The organism is Nonomuraea phyllanthi (assembly GCF_006334985.2).
Lineage (GTDB): Bacteria > Actinomycetota > Actinomycetes > Streptosporangiales > Streptosporangiaceae > Nonomuraea > Nonomuraea phyllanthi.
In genome coordinates, this window is record NZ_VDLX02000005.1 from 449,844 (window position 1) to 469,126 (window position 19,283).

The window sequence follows — 19,283 nt, forward strand, 5'->3', positions numbered from 1 at the left end:
GAGGCACCATGGACCCCACCTCTGTCCGGCACCGCGCCGTCCAGGCCTACATCTACGGCTATCCCCTGGTCCTGATGGAGATCTCCAAGAAGACCATGACCAACGTGGAGAAGCCGGATCCGCTCACCTTCAGGGCGCCGATCAACCAGTTCGGGAAGGGCGACGGCATCCCCGGGCCCGAGTTCAGAGGCGTGGTGTCGCCGAACGTCGACACCCTCTACACCTCTGCCTGGCTGGATGTGGCCGAGGAACCCGTCGTGCTGCACGTGCCGGACACCCACGGCCGCTACTACCTGATGCCCATGCTGGACGGCTGGACCAACGTCTTCGCCTCACCCGGCAAGCGGACCACCGGCACGGGTGAGGGCGATTTCGCCATCACCGGCCCGAACTGGCGCGGCTCCCTTCCCGGCGGGGTCAGGCAGCTCAGGTCGCCCACCGACACGGTGTGGATCCTCGGCCGTACCCAGCTCAACGGACCTTCGGACCTGCCCGCCGTCCACGAGCTCGTGGCCCGGTACACCCTCCGGCCGCTCAGCGGGTACGGCGAGGGCACGCACACGCCTCCGCCCGGGAAAGCCGATCCCACCCTTTCCGCGGCCTCTCCACCGGCCCAGGTCGAGCAGATGGACGCCCGGACCTTCTTCTCCCACCTGGCCACCGCCATGCGGGCCAACCCTCCGGCCCCGGCGGACGCCCCTATGGTGGCCACGCTGGCGGGGCTCGGCATCCGGCCGGGCCGGCCGTTCGACGCCGACACCCTCGGCGAGACCACGGCGGAGGCGCTCGACCAGGCGCCGGCCGAGGCGCAGAAGCAGATCAAGGCGGGCGTCGCCGCGCTGGGCGAGGACGTCAACGGCTGGCGGTACGCCGCCGATCTGGGCAGCTACGGCACCGACTATCTCCGGCGCGCGGCCACCGCCTGGCAGGGCCTGGGCGCCAACCTGCCCCAGGACGCCATCTACCCGCTGACCTTCGTCGACGGCGGGAAGCGGCAGCTTAACGGCGCCCACCAGTACGCCATCCACTTCGCACCCGGCCGGACTCCGCCGGCCAGCGCGTTCTGGTCGATCACGATCTACGACGCCCAAGGATTCCTGATCGAAAACCCCATCGACCGGTACGAGATCGGGCACACGACCACGCCGGTCGCCAACGCGGACGGGTCGGTGGATCTGTCCATCCAGCACGACCCGCCCGCGGGCGGCCAGGCCAACTGGCTACCCGCCCCGATCGGCGACTTCACCCTGATGCTCCGCATGTACTGGCCCCAACAGGGCGCCATCGACGGCACCTGGAAACCTCCCGCGGTCACCAGGGTCTCGTGAAGCCGCCCGACAGCGCGGGCGGAAACCGCTACCTGGAGATCGCCGGACGCTATGAGGAGATCTTCGCACCCGACATGATGGTGGAAGATCCCGTCTACCACTTCCACGCCCTGGGCATCAACACGACCCTGGAGGGGCAGGACGCGATTCGCAACCTGTACCGCACCTGGTCCGAGACCGTCGAGTGCGTCAAGTACACCGACGACGAGAACGCCATGCACATCTACAAGGCACGCGAGGAGATGGTCTGGCCCTACGACGATCGCGGCCGGCTCATCGGCGAGGACGTCTGGGAGGTCGACCCCGGTGAAGCCGAGATCATCGAACTCGACCCGGCCGACGTCATCACCACGCGGGAAGCCGCGGAGATCCTCAACCCGCTGATCAAGCCACTGCCCGCGTTCGACGAAACCGTCATGGGCGTGGCCCGGTCTCGTCGGTGACACGCGGTCGCGGACCGGCGGATGTCAGGACGTCAACCCTCCACGAGCCGGGCCAGGCGCTCCCACGCCGGGGACGACGCCCCCGGCTGGGACCGCTGCGCCAACCGCGCGATGGCCGGATTGTGGACGGGGCGGGTCTCTGAACCGAGGCGGTGGCCCGCGAACCACTTCCGGGTACGGTCCGCCAGGGCGGGGAGCCGGGGATCGTCCGGCGACCAGTCGTAGGCGGCGTCGTGGTCGAGATAGAGCGCGCGGAACTCCGGATCGGTCATGAGCTCGCGCTTCTCGGCGATCCACAGGGAGGCGTCCTCGCGCGAGGCGGTGTGCATCAGGATCCAGCCGTCGCGTTCCAGGTGTATCTGGCGCTCGCTGACGCCGAGGTCTCGCAGCTCGTCGAGATAGGCGGCGACCTCGGGGGAGACGAAGAGCCGGTCGCCGCCGCGCAGCTGTGCCAGGTGCTCGCGGGTTCGCCCCAGCTGCGCGATGCGTTCCTGGAGGGCGCGGTCGATCTCGGCGATGGCCGCCGTGAGGGCCTCGGGGCTGGTGTCGAGGAGCTCCTTGACGCGGGCCAGTGGCACGCCCGCCTCGGCCAGGGTCCTGATCTTGATGAGGTCGATGGCATCCTGCGCGGTGTAGCGCCGGTAGCCGGAGGGATCGCGGCCGGGCTCGGGGAGCAGGCCGCGTTCGTGGTAGTGGCGGATGGTCTTGACGCTCACCCCGGCGTAGTCCGCGAGCCGGCCGATCGTGATCATGCTGGATATCCTTGCACGTGCTGGTCAGGCCCGCCGGGTCAGGCGGCCGCCGCCGTTGCGGAAGCGCGCCCGGCCGTCGCGCACGTCGTGGTAGGAGACGAGCAGCAGCCGCAGGTATCCGTCGAACGTCTCCAGCGGATATCCGGCGGGCGCGAAGAGGCCGGGCCGGATCGCCGTGTAGCGCTGCGGCGGGGCGGACGTCGTGCCGCCGGCGAACTCGGTGAAGATCCGCTCCTGCGACGCGTCGGCCGGTTCGTAGGTCGTCCGCTCCTCGAGCTGTCCGTCGACGACGCTGACGTCGACGCGGAGCTGGTCGGAGCGGTAGGTGCCCACGTACGGGGTGAGGTCGACGTCCTGCTCCACCTCGGTGATCAGGGCGGGGATCGGCACGCCGAGATGGTCGCTCAGGAGCCACCGCAGGATCTGGTCCTGCAGCATGAGGGCGTCCGGCGTGTTGCCGTAGGCGGCGAAGACCAGGTCGTGGTCGGGGACGACGCACAGGAGGGACACGCCGCCGGGTGAGGCGCCCGACATGGCCAGGACGGTCGTGTCGCCGAACGGGTATCGCACCCAGCCCAGGCCCATCGGCGGGACGTTCGGGGTCGCCATGTCGTACGAGACCTGCCGCATCGACGCGGTGGACGCGGCCGACAGGACGCGCGTGCCGGAGGGGGACACGCCGCCCGCGAGGTGGGTGCGCCCGAAGGCCAGCAGGTCGGCGACGGTGCCGATCGGCGTGCCGCCGGCCGGTCCCCAGGTGTCGGGCAGCGTGAACATGCCGGTGGGCCTGGCCGCCATGGTTTCGGGGTCCGGGAAGTGGCCGACGGCCGTGCTGCGCAGGATGGCCTGCTCGGCCGAGGTGCTGGAATGGATCATGCCGACGGGGCCGTAGACCTCGCGTTCGAGCAGGTCGTTGAAGGGGACGCCGGTGACCGCCTCCAGCAGGCGGCCCGCGACGATCATGCCGCCGTTGGAGTAGCTGAGCTGCTCGCCCGGCTCGAACAGGGTGCCGCAGGTGCTCGCGAGGCCGGTGACGTAGGCCTTCAGGGCGTCGCGGCCCCTGGCGTCGGGGAAGTACAGGTCGGCGTCGATGCCGTTGGTGTGGGAGACCAGGTGCCGGACCAGGATCTTGTCCGCCGCGCCCGCCTCGGCCAGGGCGAACTCGGGAAGGTACGTCACCACCGGGGTGTCGAGGTCCAGCAGCCCGCGGTCGGCCTGCTGCAGGACCAGCGTGGTGGTCATGACCTTGGTGACGGAGCCGAAGAGGAATCCGGTGTCGTCGAGCATCGGTGCGCCGGTGGCGACGTTCGCGGTGCCGTGGGCGACGACGATCTGCTCGCCGGCGTGGTGGACGCCGGCGACGAATCCGGGCACGTTGCCGGACGCGCAGAAGGCGGCGGCCTGCTCGCGGATCCGGGCTTCGACGGTACGCAGTGCGTTGGTGTTCATGGGGAACATCGTGAAACCCCGCCCCAGGGGCAGGGTCAAGCCCAGAGGTTCAGCGATCTCCGTGGATTCCGCCTGGCGGCCCGTGACCTGGCCCATCGGCGGCTGCGGGCGGTGCTCGCGATCACGCTGGCGATGATGGTGACGGCCCTCGGCGTCGTGGTGACGGTCATCGCGGTCGGCGAAACGACGCAGAGCAGGGCCGAATATCTGCCCCGGGCCCGGCCGGGCACCTTATTGGCCGAGCCGGACACATTTCTCGGGGAGCCTTTCTCGGCGGCGGACGCGGCCACCGTGCGAGCGGCGATCGAGCGGGAATTACCCGGGGTGCCGATCGCCCGGAGCGAGCTCCCCATGGACGAATCCCGACCCTTCACCGCGCGTGCGGAGAACGTCAGGACACCGGAGGAGGCCGTTTACTGGCAGCAGGCCATCGGCGACGAAAGGCTGCTGCGTTACCTCACGGGCGATCAGTCGACGCCGTACGACGAGGAAACGGCCGTGGTGATCACGTCAGCCGACGTGAAGGTGGACTCGATCGGCCTCTCCTACAAGATCCACGAGGACGACGAGATCCTGGAGACGAAGACCGTCCCGGCCGTCATCGCCAGGACCGCCGACCCGCACATGGAGACGATCTTCGTCCCCTCGAAGATGGTCCGCGACCTCGGCTACCGGCTCCAGCTCGACGAGCTGATCGTCGACCCCACCCTCCACCGGGTCACGGAGCAGGAGCGGGAGCGCATCGACGCCCGGCTGGACGACGAGGTCGCGAAGATCTACGTCGAGCGGGGCTTCCGGGCTTCGACCTGGTGGCTGCTCATCGTCGCGGGGGCGCTCCTCCTCGCCCTCGCGTGCGCGCTGTCGACCGGCTTCGGCAAGGGCGCGAACGCACGCCAGGCCCGCGTCCTGCGGCGGGCCGGTAACGGATCGGGTGCGGCCTTCCGGTGGTTCTGCGCCTCCAGGGCGGGTGTGACCGCTCTGTGCGGAGCGGTCCTCGGCGCGGTCGCCGGGTGCCCCATCGGGATCCTGCTGCTGTGGCCGCTGACGGTGAGGACCGCATGGGAAGAACCGGTGCGGGTGCCGTTCGAGACGCCCTGGCCCGCGATCGCGGCCATCGTCGCCGGACTGCCCCTCCTCGCAGCCACCCTCGGCGCGCTCCTCGCGCGCGAGCAGCCGTCGCGCGAAAGGGTGCGCCCGCGATCGTCCCGGTGAGGGATCGGGGCTTGCCGCGCACGGGTTCCTGGCTTACGATCCGCGTAAATATTTAGGAAACTTTCCTAAATAGAAGGGTTCCGACATGCGCAGATACGCCCTCATCCTCTTACCCATCGCCCTCATGATGGCTCTCGCCGCCGCCCCCGCCAGCGCCGCCGCCCGTCTGGTGGCGACCTTCGGCCTGAGCGGCACCACCGGTACGTTCGTGGTCAGCAACCCCGGCACCACCGCCGTCTCCGGGTGGTCGATCACCTTCGAGCTGCCCTCCGGTGTCACCGCGAGCAACCCCCAGCACGCCACCCTCGCCCAGAACGGCACGAAGGTCACCCTGACCCCCGCCTTCTACATCAACACCGTCGCCGCGGGCGACGACACCGAGCCCTACAGCCCGGCCTTCACCCTCAGCGCCGCCGCCCAGCCGGTGACCTGCACCATCAACCGCGCCAACTGTGACGGCAGCGGCGACGACCCGCCACCGCCGCCCCCGGTCGCCGCCGAGTACGTGATCTCCGGCACCTCGGCGACGTTCGTGGTCAGGAACAACAGCACCACCGTCCTCGACGGCTGGAGCATCGTCTTCGACCTGCCCCAGGGCGTGACCGCGAGCAACGCCGAGCACGGCAGCCTCAGCCAGAGCGGCCGCACGGTCACCCTCACCCCCGCCCACTACAACGACACCGTGGCGGCGGGCGGCAGCACCGAGCCCTACAGCCCGTCCTTCACCGTCAGTACGGCGGGAGCCGAGCCCACCGCCTGCCGTATCAACGACGTCAACTGCGACGGCTCACCCGACCAGCCGCCAGGCGCCCCGTCCGGCCTGCGCTCGCCGGTCAAGACGACCCGCACCATCTCGCTGGCCTGGGACGCCGCCACCCCCGGCAGCCTGCCGATCACCGGGTACGAGGTCTACAACGGCGCGTCCGCGGCCGCCTCGGTCACCGGCACCTCCGCCACCGTGACGGGCCTGTCGCCGGACACCTCCTACACCTTCACCGTCAAGGCCAGGGACCGCAAGGGCACCCTGTCGGCGGCCAGCAACGCGGTGACCGTGCGTACCAACGACCCCGCCGACGACACCGAGCCCCCCAGCACGCCGGGCGGGCTGCGCAGCACCGGCACGTCGGCCTCCACCGTGACGCTCGCCTGGAACGCCTCCACCGACAACACCAGCGTCGCCGGCTACGACGTCTACGCGGGATCCACGCGGGCCACCACCGTGACGGGCACCACCGCGACGGTCAGCGGGCTGTCGCCCTCGACCACCTACTCCTTCACCGTCAGGGCGCGCGACGCGTACGACAACCTCTCGCCGCACAGCTCCGCCGTGGAGGTGACCACCTCCGACGTCGTCGAGAACGGCTACGCCCGCGTCGGCTACTTCGTCCAGTGGGGCATCTACGGCAGGCAGTACTTCGTCAAGAACCTCGACACCACCGGCGCGGCCGCCAAGCTGACCCACATCAACTACGCCTTCGGCAACATCGACCCGGTCAACCTGACCTGCCTGCAGGGCGTCACCAAGGGCACGACCCAGAACCCGCAGGACCCCTCCCAGGGGGACGGGGCCGGCGACGCCGAAGCCGACTACGGCAGGCCCTTCAGCGCCGCGCAGTCGGTCGACGGCGTGGCGGACACCGGCTGGGAGAAGCTGCGCGGCAACTTCAACCAGCTCAAGAAGCTCAAGGCCAAGCACCCGCACCTGAAGGTGCTGATCTCGCTGGGCGGCTGGACCTACTCCAAGTACTTCTCCGACGTGGCGCTCACCGACGCCTCCCGCAAGAAGTTCGTCAGCTCCTGCATCGACACCTACATCAAGGGCAACCTGCCCGACTACAACGGCGCGGGCGGCCCCGGCACGGCCGCGGGCATCTTCGACGGCATCGACCTGGACTGGGAGTGGCCGGGCGCCGAAGGCCACCCGGGCAACCACGTCCGCCCCGAGGACAAGGCCAACAACACGCTGCTGATCGCCGAGTTCCGCCGCCAGCTCGACGCGCTGACGGCCGAGACCGGCGAGCGCTACCTGCTGACCGCCTTCACCCCCGCCGACCCCGCCAAGATCGACGCCGGCTGGGACCTGCCCGAGGTCGCCAAGCACCTCGACATCTTCAACATCCAGGGGTACGACTTCCACGGCGCGGGCAGCGACAACTCCTGGGAGCCCAACCGCACCGGCCACCAGGGCAACCTCCACCTCGACACCGACAGCCCGTACGACCCCGACTTCAGCGTCGAGAAGGCGGTCGACGTCTACCTGCGGGCGGGGGTGAACCCGCGCAAGCTCACCATCGGCCTGGCCTACTACGGGCGCGGCTGGCAGAACGTCGCCGACGGCGGCGCGTACGGCGAATGGCAGTCGGCGGGCGGCGCCGCACCCGGCCAGTTCCAGGAGGAGGCCGGCACCCGCGGCTACAGCAACCTGCTGGCCATGGTGCCCGGGTGCACGATCAGGCACGACGAGCAGGCCGTGGCCACCTACTGCTACACCGGCGGCAACGGACAATGGTGGACCATCGACGACGCATGGTCGATCGGCAAGAAGACCGCGTGGCTGAAGAGCAAGAACCTGCTCGGCGCGATGATCTGGGAGATGTCGGGCGACCCCGGCGTCCTGACCAGCGCGCTGGACGCCGGCCTGAGCTGAGCCGCGACCGCGCCGTCCCCGGCGGGCGAGCTCGCCCGCCGGGGACGGCGGCCGCTACGCAGGTGCCGCCTCGCCGTCGTCACCGATCAGAGGCCTGATCTCGGCCACGACCAGGCTCCGGTACGTCTCGGCGTCGAGGACCCGTGCGCGCACCTGGTGGCGCAGCCGGCGCGCGCGCACGAGCCGCGGCCCCGCGGCGAAGAACAGGAGCGCCGCCTCCTTGTCGCGGCGCAGCGCCGGCCACATGTACGCCGGCCGGTGGGAGGCGGCGTCCAGCAGCTCGTCGGCCAGCCGGGACCGCGTCCCCGAGAGGAACCGGTGCAGGCCGTCGCGAACGTCCGGCGGCGCCGCCACCGTGAACGACGGGGGCGCCGGCTTGGTGATCGAGGCCGGCATCCGGTCGCCCCGGCCCGTGGCGGCCCACAGCAGGCGCAGGAGGGCGGGGTAGCCGTCGCTGCACGCCGTCCCCAGCCGGGACGCCACCCCCTTGCCGAGGTGAGGGAAGCACCCGTAGGCCCGCCCGAGCCGGGGAACGACGGGCTCCAGGGTGAGGCTGAGCGTCCCCTCCGCCTCGGCCACCACGATGTACGGGACCCGCGCGTCCTGCCCGACCGGGTCGGCCGCGCGCAGGCCCGTGTTGGCGTTGAACGGCGGGCGAAGCGCGAAGATCAGATCCGCTTCGCGCCAGACCGCGGCCTCCTCGTCGGCGGCGATCTCCCACACCACCCGGCGAACGAGGTCGTAGCGCTGATGCAGCCGCGACTCGGGAGGGCCGGATCTCGCGTGCTGGCGAAGACGCTGCCGCAGGTTGCCGGCCTTGCCCACGTAGAGGACGTCGCCGCGCTCGCCGAGGAAGAAATAGACACCGGCCTGGCCCGGCGCGTCCGAGGCGGCGGCACGCAGCACGGCGAGCCCCACCTCACCCCACCCGGTCACCGCTTGCGCGCCGCGACCAGGGCGAACGACAGGAACTCCCCCCGGTCGGCGGTGAGCATGTCCAGCACGGGCTGCTGGGCCGCGGCGGTCGCGGGCCGATGCTCGACCGCGGCGTGGGTCCACAGCAGCCAGTCGCGCCACCCGTCCTCCTGCAGGCGGGCGGAGGTGACCGTGACCTGCTCGGTGATCTCCCACTGGAAGCGCCACCAGTCAGCGGTGTGCCAGGCGATGGCCTCCCAGCCGACCACCTTCTTCACGTGCGCCGGGATCTCCCCGAGATCGCGCACCTCGCGCGTCATGCCCGGGGTGGCGACGCCGACCTGGCCGCCCGGGCGCAGGAACCGCGCCAGGTACGGCAGGTAGTGGTCGCCGGTGCCGAAGTACTCGAACGCGTCGATGCTCACGATGGCGTCGAAGCTCTCGCTCTCGAACGGCAGCGCGTGCGCCTCCGCGCGTACCGCCTCCACCTGGCCGGCGACGCCGGCCTCGGCGAAGACCGCGCCCGCCTCCTCCACGGAGATCCACCAGTCGGCCGCCACCACCTGAACGCCGAACTCCCTGGCCAGGAACACCGACGTCGCGCCCTTGCCGGACCCCAGGTCGAGCACCCGCATGCCGGGCCGCAGGTCGAGGTCGCGGGCCAGATCCTCCAGCAGCCACAACGGGTTGGGCCCCATGTCCAGATCGAGCAGCCAGCGCGGGTCGTAGCCGGACGAACGCGGGTAACGGCCGGGGCGGATCAGGTCATCAACGGCGGTCATGGGCGGAAAGTGAAGCAGTGCGGGAGCGACGCCCGCAAGTCGGTCTCGAGCCGGGCACGAGGCACTTTCGGGAACGCGGCTCGGGCCGGGCACGAGCCGCTTCGAGGACGTGGCACGCGGAGCGTCAGGCGAGGATCCTGACGACGCCCGCGAACAGGCCGGGCAGGCGGCGGGCGGCGGGCACCACGAGCCGCGCCGTGCCAGGGCGGCGGGCGACCTGCACCAGCGCGCCCGTCAGCAGCCGGTGCGCGCGGGACAGCCGCAGCCACGCGCCGTCGTAGTCCTCGGGCCGGTCCTCGGCCAGGCACCTGACCAGGAGTTCGGCCGAGCGCACGGCCAGCGAGACGCCCTCGCCGGTGAGCGCGTCCACGTAGCCGGCGGCATCCCCGACCAGCAGGACGCGCCCCGCGCGGCGGGCGCGCGCCGCCTGCCGCAGCGGGCCGGCCCCGAGCACCGGGGTGACGGCCGGGCCGCGCAGGCGGCGGCTCAGGGCGGGGAAGCCGCGCAGGTGCTCGTCGTAGCCGCGCCGCACCGAGCTGAGTATCGCGACGCCGATCAGGTCAGCGGCGACGGGCGTGACGTACGCCTCGCCGGCGCCGGACCAGTGGACCTCGACGAAGTCCGTCCACGGCGCCATCCTGTAGTGCCTGCGCTGGCCATATCTGCGGGGTCCGCGCGCGGGCCGGTCGAGGCCCAGGGAGCGGCGCAGCGGCGAGTGCAGCCCGTCGGCGGCCACCAGCCAGCGGGCCCGCAGCCCGGCGGCCCGCACGCCGTCGCGGTCCTGCTCGACGCGGGTGATCTTGCCGGTGACGGTCTTGACGCCCAGCTCGGCGGCCCGCCGCGCGAGCGCCGCATGCAGCCGCGTGCGGCGTACGCCCAGCCCCGGGGCGGCGGAGAAGGCGGCCCGCACCTCGCGCCGGCCGTCGAGGTAGCGGATGCCCTGGAACGCGTGCCCCTCGACCTCCACCCCCATCGCCTCCAGCGCCGCCACCCCGCCCGGCATGACGCCCTCGCCGCACGCCTTGTCCACGGGCCCGGCGCGCGGCTCGACGACGACCGCCTCCATGCCCGCCAGGGCGGCGTGCACGGCCGTCGCCAGCCCCGCCGGGCCGCCGCCCGCGACGAGCACGTCGATCACGCCGTCACCCGTCCGAGGCGAGGGCCAGGGCGGCGTTCTCGCATCGGATCCGCACGACCATGAGCGCGGCGTTGAGCACCGTGAACGCCAGCGCGGTCACCCAGGCCGTGTGCACCAGCGGCAGCGCGAGCCCCTCCACCGCCACCGCCACGTAGTTGGGGTGGCGCAGCCACCGGAACCGGTAAGGGCCGCGCGTCACCAGCGGCAGGCCGGGCACCACGATCACCTGCGTGTTCCAGCGCGGCCCGAGCGAGGCGATGCACCACCACCGCAGGCCCTGGGCCGCCACGACGAGGGCGAGCATCGGCCAGCCCAGCCCGGGCACGAAGGGCCGCCCGGCCAGCGCCGCCTCCAGCGGCGCGCACACCAGCAGCCCGGTGTGCAGGGCCACCATCCACGGATAGTGGCCCTGACCGGTCACGACACCGCCGCGCGCCATGCTCCACGCGGCGTTGCGCCGGGCGACGACCAGCTCGGCCACGCGTTCCAGGCCGACGAGGACGACGAGCACGAGATACCAGGTCATGAGGCGGTCACCAGCGAATCAGGACGAGTTCGGAGCAGAAGCCCGGCCCCATGGCGATGATCACTCCCCAGGTCCCCGGTTCGGGCGGCCGGGTGGTGAGGGTGTCACCGAGCACCTGCAGGACCGAGGCCGAGGACAGGTTGCCGTTGGCCGCCAGCGAGCGCCACGTGACGTCGAGCGCGCCCGCGGGCAGGTCGAGCACGTCCGACACGGCTTCGAGCACCTTCGGCCCGCCGGGATGGCACACCCACGCCGTCACCTCCCCGGCCGTCACGCCGTGGTCGGCCAGGAAGCCGTGCACGTCGTCGGCCAGGTGCCGCCGCACGACGTCGGGGACGCTCGCGTCCAGCATCACCCGGAACCCGGTGTCACCCACCTGCCAGCCCATGACGTGCTCGGAGCCCGGGTAGAGGTGGCTGCGCGTGGCCACCACGGTGGGACCGGTCGCCTCGCGTTCGCCGCCGCAGGCCACCACGGCGGCCGCGCCGTCACCGAACAGCGCGCCGGCCACCAGGTTCGCGGGGGAGGAGTCGCCCCGCTGCAGGGTGAGCGAACATAATTCGACCGACAGCAGCACGGCCACATGGCCGGGCCAGCCGCGCAGGTAGTCGTGGACCCTCGCGATGCCAGCCGCCCCGGCCACGCAGCCCAGGCCGAAGACGGGCAGCCGCTTGACGTCGGGCCGCAGGCCGAGCGCCGCCGCCAGCCGCGCGTCGATCGAGGGCGCGGCGACGCCGGTCACCGACGTGAACATGATCATGTCCACGTCGGTCGGCTCCAGCTCGGCCGCGTCCAGGGCCGCCTTCACACTTTCGAGCCCCAGGTCCACGGCGACCGAGATGAAGGCGTCGTTGGCGGCGCCGAAGCCGTTGAGCTTCTCGTACTGCTCGATGGGCAGGGCGAGATTGCGGTGTTCCACCCGGGCGCTGCGGTGCAGGCGGTCGAGCAGGCGCCGGTCGGCGTTCTCCGGCAGACACAGGCGGGCCGCCATGTCGGTGAGCTCGGACTGCGGGTAGCGGTGAGGGGGGAGCGCACAACGGACTGCGGCGATACGGGTCATGCAGCGCTCCCTCGGCAGCCGACAACTCTCACTCCCCGCACGTTTCCCGTTCACATGGTCATTTAAGCCATGCGCGGGGCGCGGGAATTCTCGGCGGCGACCGTCCGACCTACGATCATCATGTGACTGACCCCGATCCCGTGGCCCCCGCCGGCGTGCGCGCCGGGCCAGGGCGGACGGCCGCCGGGCTGGCGCGCGCGTGCCATCCCGGCCCGACCGTGGCCGTGACCGCCCTGGTCACCGCGCTGGCCGTGGCCACGGGACGCGACGCGGCCGGGTGCGTGCTGGCGGGCGCGGCCGTGCTGGCCGGGCAGCTGTCGATCGGCTGGTGCAACGACGCCGTCGACGCCGAGCGGGACGCGGCGGCCGGGCGCGCGGGCAAGCCCGTCGCGGGGGGCGCGGTGAGCGCGCGGGCCGTCCGGATCGCCGCCCTGGTGGCGCTGGCCTGCTGCGTGCCGCTGTCGCTGGCCTCCGGGTGGCTGGCGGGGGCGCTGCACCTCGTCGGGGTGCTGGCCGCCTGGGGGTACGACCTCGGGCTGAAGGCGACGCTCCTGTCGTGGGCGCCGTACGCCGTGGGGTTCGGCGTGCTGCCGGCATTCGTGACCCTGGGGCTGCCCGGCGAGCCGTGGCCCGCGTGGTGGGCGGTCCTGGCCGCCGCGCTGCTCAGCGTGGGCGCGCACCTGGCCAACGTGCTGCCGGACATCGCGGGCGACCTGCGCACCGGCGTGCGCGGCTGGCCACAGCGCATGGGGGCCGCTCGCGTACGGCTGCTGGTCCCCGTGCCGCTGCTGGCCGCCACCTGCCTGCTCGTCTTCGGCCCCGCGGGAGCCCCCGGCGTGGCGGGGTGGGTCGCCCTGGCCGCCGCCTCGGCCCTCGCGGCCGCGGGGCTGCTCCTGGCGGCCCGGTCCTCGCGGGTGCCGTTCGTCACCGCCGTCGGGGTGGCGGCCGTGGACGTGATCCTCCTGGTCGGCGGCGGCACCTCGCTCATCGCGTGATCGGCCCGGCGCCGTGCCCGGCCCGCGGCGTGGCCCGCCTGGCGCCGTGCCCCGTGTCGCTCTCACCGTCCGGCGCGCAGGGAGGCGCGCAGCCACCGCGTCCCCACGGCCAGCGCGAGCGGCGCGGGCACCGTCCCGGCCCCGAGCCCCACCTCCACCAGCAGGTCGAACACCTCCTTGCGGTGCACGGCGGTCTCGATAGCCGCGTCGATGAACCCGGGGGACTGCGCCAGCCGGGCCAGCACGTCGGTCGTGCGCAGGTGCCGTCCGAGCGCCTCGCGCAGCTTGCCCCGGTACAGCGCCAGCGGATCGCCTCGCGACTCCACCGCCGCCTCGGCCGCCAGCCGCCCGGACAGCAGCGCATAGTAGATGCCCTCGCCGGTGAGCGGGTTGATCAGCCCCGCGGCGTCACCGGCCAGCAGCACCCGCCCGACGCCGGGCACCGGCCGGCCGGTCGAGAGCGGCAGGTGGTGGGCGCGCAGATCCCGGGCGGGCCGGTCGGGCAGCAGTTCGGCGAGCCTGCCGTGCAGCACCTGGCGTCCGGGCGCCCCCGCCGCGCGCAGCCGGGGCAGCAGCATGCCGAAGCCGACGTTCGCGGTGCCGTCGCCGATGGGGAACGACCACGCGTAGGCCGGCCAGCCCGCCTTCTGCATGGCGATGAGCTGGACATCGTCGTCATCGGGCACGTCGGCGTAGCCGCGTACGGCGATGGCGGTGTGCCGCTCATCGGCGGCGGCCAGGCCGATCAGGCGGCGCACGACCGAGCCGGCCCCGTCGGCGGCCACCACCGTACGGGCCCGCAGCCGCCCGTCGATGACCACCCCGGACCCGTCGAAGGCGAGATCCCTGACACGGTGGCGGCGTACCTCGACGCCCCTGGCCCGCGCGGCGGCCACCAGGCGGGCGTCGAACACGCGGCGCGGCACCACGTGATTGGGCCGCGCCGCCTCGGCGGAGACCCGCACCCCGCCCGGCGAGACCACGGTCAGGCGGGACGTCGGCCGGTAGTCGTCGATGAGCGCGGGCAGCCCCAGCAGGGCCAGCTCGTCGCGCCCGTGGGCGGCGATGCCGTCGCCGCACGCCTTGTCACGGGGGAAGCCGGCCCTGTCGAGCAGGAGTACGCGCAGGTCCGGGCGTAGTTGCGCGGCCCGCAGCGCCGCCGCCGAGCCCGCCGGACCCGCTCCCACGATGGCCACGTCCCACATGTCACCCATGCGAGGTCTGTCCCACCGCACGCGCGGCCGGAAACGCCCCGCCCGCCGGTTCGCGGGTGGGCGTCTCGCGCACCGCCGGCGGGGAGCGTGACCCACCCGCCTTGTCAATCGGGCTTGACGACCTGCTTGAGGAACGCGATGCCGTCGATCCTGCCGAGCTGGGCCGGGTCCAGCGGGAAATAGGCGAAATCGTGGGAGACGCGTGGGGTGAGCTCCCGGCCCGCCTCGGCCAGGCGGCGGGCGTCGACGATGGAGTGGTCCCACGGGAGCGCGGACAGGACGCCCTCGACGGTGTCCGCCGGCGGGGCGTCGTCGCCGATCGTGCCGTGGGCCGTGGCGAGGAGGGCGTACCGGTCGCCCAGGTGCGTCGCGGCGATCGCCCCCGCGCTCCACCACTCCAGCTGCTCGTCGCCGAACGCCATGAGGCTCTTGTGCCGCTGCAGGTGGAGGTTGTGGCTGAAGACCAGGGCCGGACCCCGCTCGGCGACGGCACGCAGGTTGGCGGCCATCATCGCGTCCCGCAGGGCCGACAGCCGGGTCCACCGCTCCGGCGACGCGTCGGCCAGCCAGTAGTGGAAGCGGAGCAGGCCGACGGCGGTGCGCGCGTACAGCGCCGCCCGCTCCCTGTCCTTCGCGCCCAGCCCCGGAGCCTGCGTGTCGAACAGCGCCACCAGGTCGTCGGCGATCAGCCGCAGCCGCTCGGCCTCCTCGGACCGGCCGATCGACTGGGACGGGTCCCTGGCCGTGGCCTCGTTCGACCACCGGTCGTCCGGGCCCAGCAGCGTGTCGAGGGTCTCCCTGCTCACGACGGCGCGGGGGAGCGGGCCGTCGAGCAGGTCGTACAGGCCGGTGAGCGCCTGGCGCGGACTCTCCGCCCAGTACTCCATCGGGCCGTCGAACCCGAAGAACCGGAGCTTGTCGTCATGCCGCTCGTTGTACGCCCGCATCCAGCGGACGAGCTCGCGGTTGGCCGGCGAGGTGCCGAAGTTGTGGCTGAAGCCGCGTTCCATGGCGTCGTCGAGCGTGCCCGCGCCCGTCGTGACGTAGTCGTCCACGACGAGGCCCCTGAGGCAGTCGCTCTCGATGGCGAACGACCGGTAGCCCTCGTGCTCGACCAGATGCCGGAAGAGCTCGTTGCGCAGCTCGCCCAGTTCGGCCACGAAGTGCCTGGCCTCGCCGAGGCCGAGCAGCAGGGGACGGGCGGGCAGCGACCGGAGGAACGCCGAGACGCCCGCGCCGTCGAGTGGACGGGCGATGTCCTTGATGTCCATGACCTCAACGGTATCGTTGAACCTTCGGTATAAACTTTCACCTCGACTTCGCGGCCTTCAACGCTCCGTACCCTCAAACGGGGATGCATTCAGGGGCTCGGCGTGCTGAACGGGAAGCCCTCGAAGTGGTCCGCGGCTCGTTCGGCGGGGATGCTCACGGCGGGGACGTCCAGGTGCCGGCCGGCAGGCGCTCGCCGGCCTGGCCCGCCAGTCCCTCGACGACCTGCGTGCCGCGACCGCCGCGCTCACCTGACCCGGCGCGTCACAGATGCCGGAAACTTTATCGGAGCCACCTGTCGATTCCCCGGCTCGCCGTTCGTCTTACTGCGTGACCAAGCCGGTGGCAATGAGGAGGAAACGATGAAGTACGTCATGCTGATCTTTCAGGGCGCCGCGCTGGAGGGGCAGGCGGAGCTGTCCGAGGAGGAGCGGAAGCAGGTGTACGCCGACTACGAGGCGATCGGCAGGACGCCGGGCGTCACGCCCGGAGTGCCGATGGGCCTGCCCGAGAACGCGACCACCGTGCGCGTCGAAGGCGGCAGGACCCTGACGACCGACGGCCCGTTCGCCGGGATGAAGGAGGCCGTCGGCGGCTGGTTCATCCTCGAGGCCGACAATCTCGACGCGGCCATCGAATTGGCCGCCCGCCACCCCGCGGCACGCCATGGCGGGGCCATCGAGATCCGTCCGTCTGAGGCGTACTGGTCGAAGGAGGCGCCCTGACGATCGACGGCCCGCCCGTCGCGATGAGGGTGGCCGCGGGCGGGTGCCGGAAATGACGCTCGAACAGGTCTTCCGCGAGGAATGGGGCCGGGTCCTGGCCACCCTCATCGGCTTCCTCGGCGACTTCGACGTCGCCGAGGAGGCCGCGCAGGAGGCGTTCGCCATCGCCGCCGACCGGTGGCCACGTGACGGCGTCCCCGGCAACCCGCGCGCCTGGCTGATGCGGACGGCCCGCAACCGGGCCACCGACCGCGTCCGGCGCGACCAGGTGCTCACCGCCGAATACGGCCTGCTCGTCGCCGGCGACCGCGCGGAGGTGCCGATGAACACCACGACGTTTCCCGACGAGCGCCTGGAACTCATCTTCACCTGCTGCCATCCGGCGCTCGCGATCGAGGCGCAGGTGGCGCTCACCCTGCGCACCCTCGGCGGGCTCACCACCGACGAGATCGCCCGCGCCTTCCTGGTGCCGGAGCGCACCATGGCGCAGCGGCTGGTACGGGCCAAACGCAAGATCAAGGCAGCGGGCATCCCGTTCCGCGTGCCACCGGCCCACCTGCTCCGCGAGCGGCTCGACGCCGTCCTCGCCGTCGTCTACCTGATCCTCAACGAGGGGTACGGCGGCCGCGACGAGCTCGCGGCGGAGGCGATCTGGCTGGGGCGCGCGCTGGCCGACCTGCTGCCGGACGACCCCGAGGTGCACGGGCTGCTGGCGATGATGCTCCTGCACGACTCCCGTCGCGAGGCGCGGTTCAGCGACGGCGAGCTCGTCCTGCTCGGCGATCAGAACCGGTCGCGGTGGAACGCCGGGCAGATCGCCGACGGACGCGCCCGGCTCGACCGCGCGCTCGCCCTGGGCGGCCGCGGCCCCTACGTCCTGCAGGCCGCCATCGCCTCGCTGCACGCCGAGACGCCGTGCGACTGGGCGCAGATCGCGGCCCTGTACGGCCGGCTCGCCCACCTGACCGGCTCGCCCGTCGTGGAGCTCAACCTCGCCATCGCCGTCGCCGAGACCGAAGGCCCCGAGGCCGGGCTCCGCATCGTCGACCGGCTCGGTCTCGGCGACTTCCGCTACCTGCACTCGACCAGGGCCGAACTCCTGCGCCGCCTCGGGCGTACCGACGAGGCACGTGACGCCTACCGGCGCGCCAGGCAACTCACCGACGACGGCGCGGAACGGCGCTTCCTCGAACGCCGGCTCACGGAACTCGCGGGTCCGGGCGGGGGCGGCCCGGACCGAGCTGAGCGGGGGCTCAACCGAGAGGAATGACGACGTCGGCCACGCGGTCGGGCACTCGCCAGGTACGTCCGCCGCACCGATCCCCAGCCGTCGCGGGTCAGGGCGGTGGTGCCGAGCATGAGCCGACCTCGCTCCAGCACCGGGAGCCGTGCCGGAAACCGTGGACGAACACCAGCCTGGAGAGGGCGGGCATGGACAGTCCCTGATGGTCTTCGGCCAGGAGCCCGGGGCGGGTGGTAGGGGACGGACCTCAGCTGGTGACGCGGAAGGTGGCGTCGGCGCGGTCGGTCGCGGTGCTGATCGGGTCGATGCGCAGGAGGTAGTCGAAGTGGCGCAGGTAGCGGTCGGGGAAGTTGTACGAGCGGAACGACGACCACGCGGAGTCGGTGAGGCCGGCGACCCGGTAGAAGGTCGCGTCGGCGCGGAACGTCGCCGTGTCGTCGTTCGCGTCGAGCCGGATCTCGTAGTTGCTGTGGCGCAGGTAGCGGCCGGGGAAGTTGACCGACTCGAACGACACGCCCGCCGCGTCGGCCAGGCCGGGCACCATGCGCCACTGCTGGTCCTGGTACGGGTCGAACGGGTAGGGGTCGATGCGGCCGAGGTAGTCGGCGTGGCGGACGTACCGGTCGGGGAAGTTGGACGACTTCAACCGCGTCCAGTTCGGCAGCCCCCATCGGGAGACCAGCCCGTTGTATTCGGAGGCGGTGATCCCGGCGATCGAGCCGTGCTTGGCGTTGAGCGGCGGGGTGTAGGCGCGCTGGTTCATGACCGTCCAGGAGTCGCCGCCGACGTTCGAGCTGGACCAGGCGTAGTAGTCGTTGTTGACCGGGCTGTAGGAGTCGCCCCACAGCCACCAGCCGGTGCCGGCGTTGTTCCTGACCAGCATCGGCGCCTCCATGCCGCTGCCCTGGCGCAGGCCGCTGGTGTAGGTGGTGTAGCTGTTGGGGGCGCCGGTGGAGGAGCGCGCGCCGTACAGCAGGCCGTTGGACAGGTTCTTGTAGTACAGGTAGAAGGTCGAGCCGTCCACGACGACGTCGCCGTCGAGCACGGGGAAGCCGGGGCTGAAGTACACCTGGCCGGCGCTGACGGTGCGGAAGTCGGACGTGTAGTTGACCATGAACACGTCGGTGCCGTTGTTGGCGGAGTAGACGATGCCGTACTGGCCGCGGGAGGCGTCCCAGAAGGCGGTCGGCGCCCAGGTGTGGGTGTTCAGGTTGTGCATCCGGATGCGGCGGTAGCCGGTGAAGTTTCGCAGGTCCGTCGAATCCCATACGTGCAGGTACTGGTTGTTCTGGCCGAAGTCGGTGCCGTTGAGGTCGGTGGCGAGGATGACGAACGTGCCGTCCTGTTTGCGCAGGATGAACGGGTCACGCAGGCCGAGCGTGCCGGCGGTCGGGGTGACGACCGGGTTGTTCTGGTTGAGCGGGGTCCAGTTGAGTCCGTCCTGGCTGACCGCGAGATGCAGCCCGTAGTCGGCGCCGTTCCCGTTCGGGGTCTCGGTGAAGTACGCGAACACGTAGGCGCTGTTCGCGGCGGCCGCGGGAGGTGCGTTGACCAGCCCGACGGTGACGAGTGCGGTGCACAAGGA

At 72.1% G+C, this 19,283-nt stretch carries 17 protein-coding genes; 7 read left to right on the forward strand and 10 right to left on the reverse strand.

Annotated features, from left to right (window positions below):
* Window positions 1–8: 8 nt before the first annotated feature.
* Window positions 9–1,328: a DUF1254 domain-containing protein gene (locus tag FH608_RS16395; RefSeq protein WP_226899586.1), complete on the forward strand. Its 1,320-nt coding sequence runs from the start codon at window positions 9–11 to the stop codon at window positions 1,326–1,328.
* A complete protein-coding gene (locus FH608_RS16400) occupies window positions 1,325–1,771 on the forward strand; it encodes a hypothetical protein (protein ID WP_139631344.1) in 447 nt (148 codons plus the stop codon). Before FH608_RS16395 ends, FH608_RS16400 begins: the two co-directional genes overlap by 4 nt.
* 32 nt (window positions 1,772–1,803) lie before the next feature.
* Here FH608_RS16400 and FH608_RS16405 read toward each other — a convergent pair whose 3' ends face one another.
* Both FH608_RS16405 and FH608_RS16410 read right to left on the reverse strand, forming a co-directional pair.
* Window positions 1,804–2,523 carry a MerR family transcriptional regulator gene (locus tag FH608_RS16405; protein WP_139631345.1) on the reverse strand — a complete coding sequence of 240 codons (720 nt, stop codon included), beginning with the start codon at window positions 2,521–2,523 and terminating at the stop codon, window positions 1,804–1,806.
* Between the two features lie 24 nt (window positions 2,524–2,547).
* The gene (locus tag FH608_RS16410; protein ID WP_139631346.1) at window positions 2,548–3,972 is read right to left on the reverse strand and encodes a serine hydrolase domain-containing protein; all 1,425 of its coding nucleotides are present in this window, start codon (window positions 3,970–3,972) and stop codon (window positions 2,548–2,550) included.
* A 111-nt stretch (window positions 3,973–4,083) separates the two neighbouring features.
* Here FH608_RS16410 and FH608_RS16415 point away from each other — a divergent pair, with 111 nt between their 5' ends.
* Both FH608_RS16415 and FH608_RS16420 read left to right on the forward strand, forming a co-directional pair.
* Complete coding sequence (locus FH608_RS16415) at window positions 4,084–5,184, forward strand: hypothetical protein (protein WP_139631347.1); 1,101 nt, start codon at window positions 4,084–4,086, stop codon at window positions 5,182–5,184.
* A gap of 85 nt (window positions 5,185–5,269) precedes the next feature.
* On the forward strand, window positions 5,270–7,831 hold the full coding sequence (locus FH608_RS16420; RefSeq protein WP_139631348.1) for a glycosyl hydrolase family 18 protein: 2,562 nt from the start codon (window positions 5,270–5,272) through the stop codon (window positions 7,829–7,831).
* Window positions 7,832–7,885: 54 nt separating this feature from the next.
* Here FH608_RS16420 and FH608_RS16425 read toward each other — a convergent pair whose 3' ends face one another.
* The 5 genes from FH608_RS16425 to FH608_RS16445 all read right to left on the reverse strand — a co-directional run bounded on the left by FH608_RS16425 (window position 7,886) and on the right by FH608_RS16445 (window position 12,252).
* A complete protein-coding gene (locus tag FH608_RS16425; RefSeq protein ID WP_139631349.1) occupies window positions 7,886–8,767 on the reverse strand; it encodes a GIY-YIG nuclease family protein in 882 nt (293 codons plus the stop codon).
* On the reverse strand, window positions 8,764–9,528 hold the full coding sequence (locus FH608_RS16430; protein WP_139631350.1) for an SAM-dependent methyltransferase: 765 nt from the start codon (window positions 9,526–9,528) through the stop codon (window positions 8,764–8,766). Before FH608_RS16430 ends, FH608_RS16425 begins: the two co-directional genes overlap by 4 nt.
* Before the next feature lie 124 nt (window positions 9,529–9,652).
* The gene (locus FH608_RS16435) at window positions 9,653–10,666 is read right to left on the reverse strand and encodes an NAD(P)/FAD-dependent oxidoreductase (RefSeq protein ID WP_139631351.1); all 1,014 of its coding nucleotides are present in this window, start codon (window positions 10,664–10,666) and stop codon (window positions 9,653–9,655) included.
* 4 nt (window positions 10,667–10,670) lie between these two features.
* Window positions 10,671–11,192, reverse strand: a complete 522-nt coding sequence (locus FH608_RS16440) for an isoprenylcysteine carboxyl methyltransferase family protein (RefSeq protein WP_139631352.1) — start codon at window positions 11,190–11,192, stop codon at window positions 10,671–10,673.
* Window positions 11,193–11,199: 7 nt separating this feature from the next.
* Window positions 11,200–12,252 (reverse strand): type III polyketide synthase, encoded by a 1,053-nt coding sequence (locus FH608_RS16445; RefSeq protein WP_139631353.1) that lies wholly within the window; start codon window positions 12,250–12,252, stop codon window positions 11,200–11,202.
* Window positions 12,253–12,374: 122 nt separating this feature from the next.
* Here FH608_RS16445 and FH608_RS16450 point away from each other — a divergent pair, with 122 nt between their 5' ends.
* A complete protein-coding gene (locus FH608_RS16450) occupies window positions 12,375–13,247 on the forward strand; it encodes a UbiA family prenyltransferase (RefSeq protein ID WP_139631354.1) in 873 nt (290 codons plus the stop codon).
* Between the two features lie 62 nt (window positions 13,248–13,309).
* Here the strand turns inward: FH608_RS16450 and FH608_RS16455 are convergent, their stop codons facing one another.
* Together FH608_RS16455 and FH608_RS16460 are read right to left on the reverse strand one after the other, a co-directional pair.
* Window positions 13,310–14,461 carry an NAD(P)/FAD-dependent oxidoreductase gene (locus FH608_RS16455; RefSeq protein ID WP_139631355.1) on the reverse strand — a complete coding sequence of 384 codons (1,152 nt, stop codon included), beginning with the start codon at window positions 14,459–14,461 and terminating at the stop codon, window positions 13,310–13,312.
* A gap of 104 nt (window positions 14,462–14,565) precedes the next feature.
* Window positions 14,566–15,732: an erythromycin esterase family protein gene (locus FH608_RS16460; protein ID WP_139631356.1), complete on the reverse strand. Its 1,167-nt coding sequence runs from the start codon at window positions 15,730–15,732 to the stop codon at window positions 14,566–14,568.
* A 360-nt stretch (window positions 15,733–16,092) separates the two neighbouring features.
* Between FH608_RS16460 and FH608_RS16465 the strand changes: the two genes are divergently transcribed.
* Together FH608_RS16465 and FH608_RS16470 are read left to right on the forward strand one after the other, a co-directional pair.
* The gene (locus tag FH608_RS16465; protein WP_139631357.1) at window positions 16,093–16,455 is read left to right on the forward strand and encodes a YciI family protein; all 363 of its coding nucleotides are present in this window, start codon (window positions 16,093–16,095) and stop codon (window positions 16,453–16,455) included.
* Window positions 16,456–16,507: 52 nt separating this feature from the next.
* Window positions 16,508–17,725, forward strand: a complete 1,218-nt coding sequence (locus FH608_RS16470) for an RNA polymerase sigma factor (RefSeq protein ID WP_139631358.1) — start codon at window positions 16,508–16,510, stop codon at window positions 17,723–17,725.
* A 220-nt stretch (window positions 17,726–17,945) separates the two neighbouring features.
* Here FH608_RS16470 and FH608_RS16475 read toward each other — a convergent pair whose 3' ends face one another.
* Window positions 17,946–19,280 (reverse strand): glycoside hydrolase family 43 protein, encoded by a 1,335-nt coding sequence (locus FH608_RS16475; RefSeq protein ID WP_226899587.1) that lies wholly within the window; start codon window positions 19,278–19,280, stop codon window positions 17,946–17,948.
* Between the last annotated feature and the right edge of the window lie 3 nt (window positions 19,281–19,283).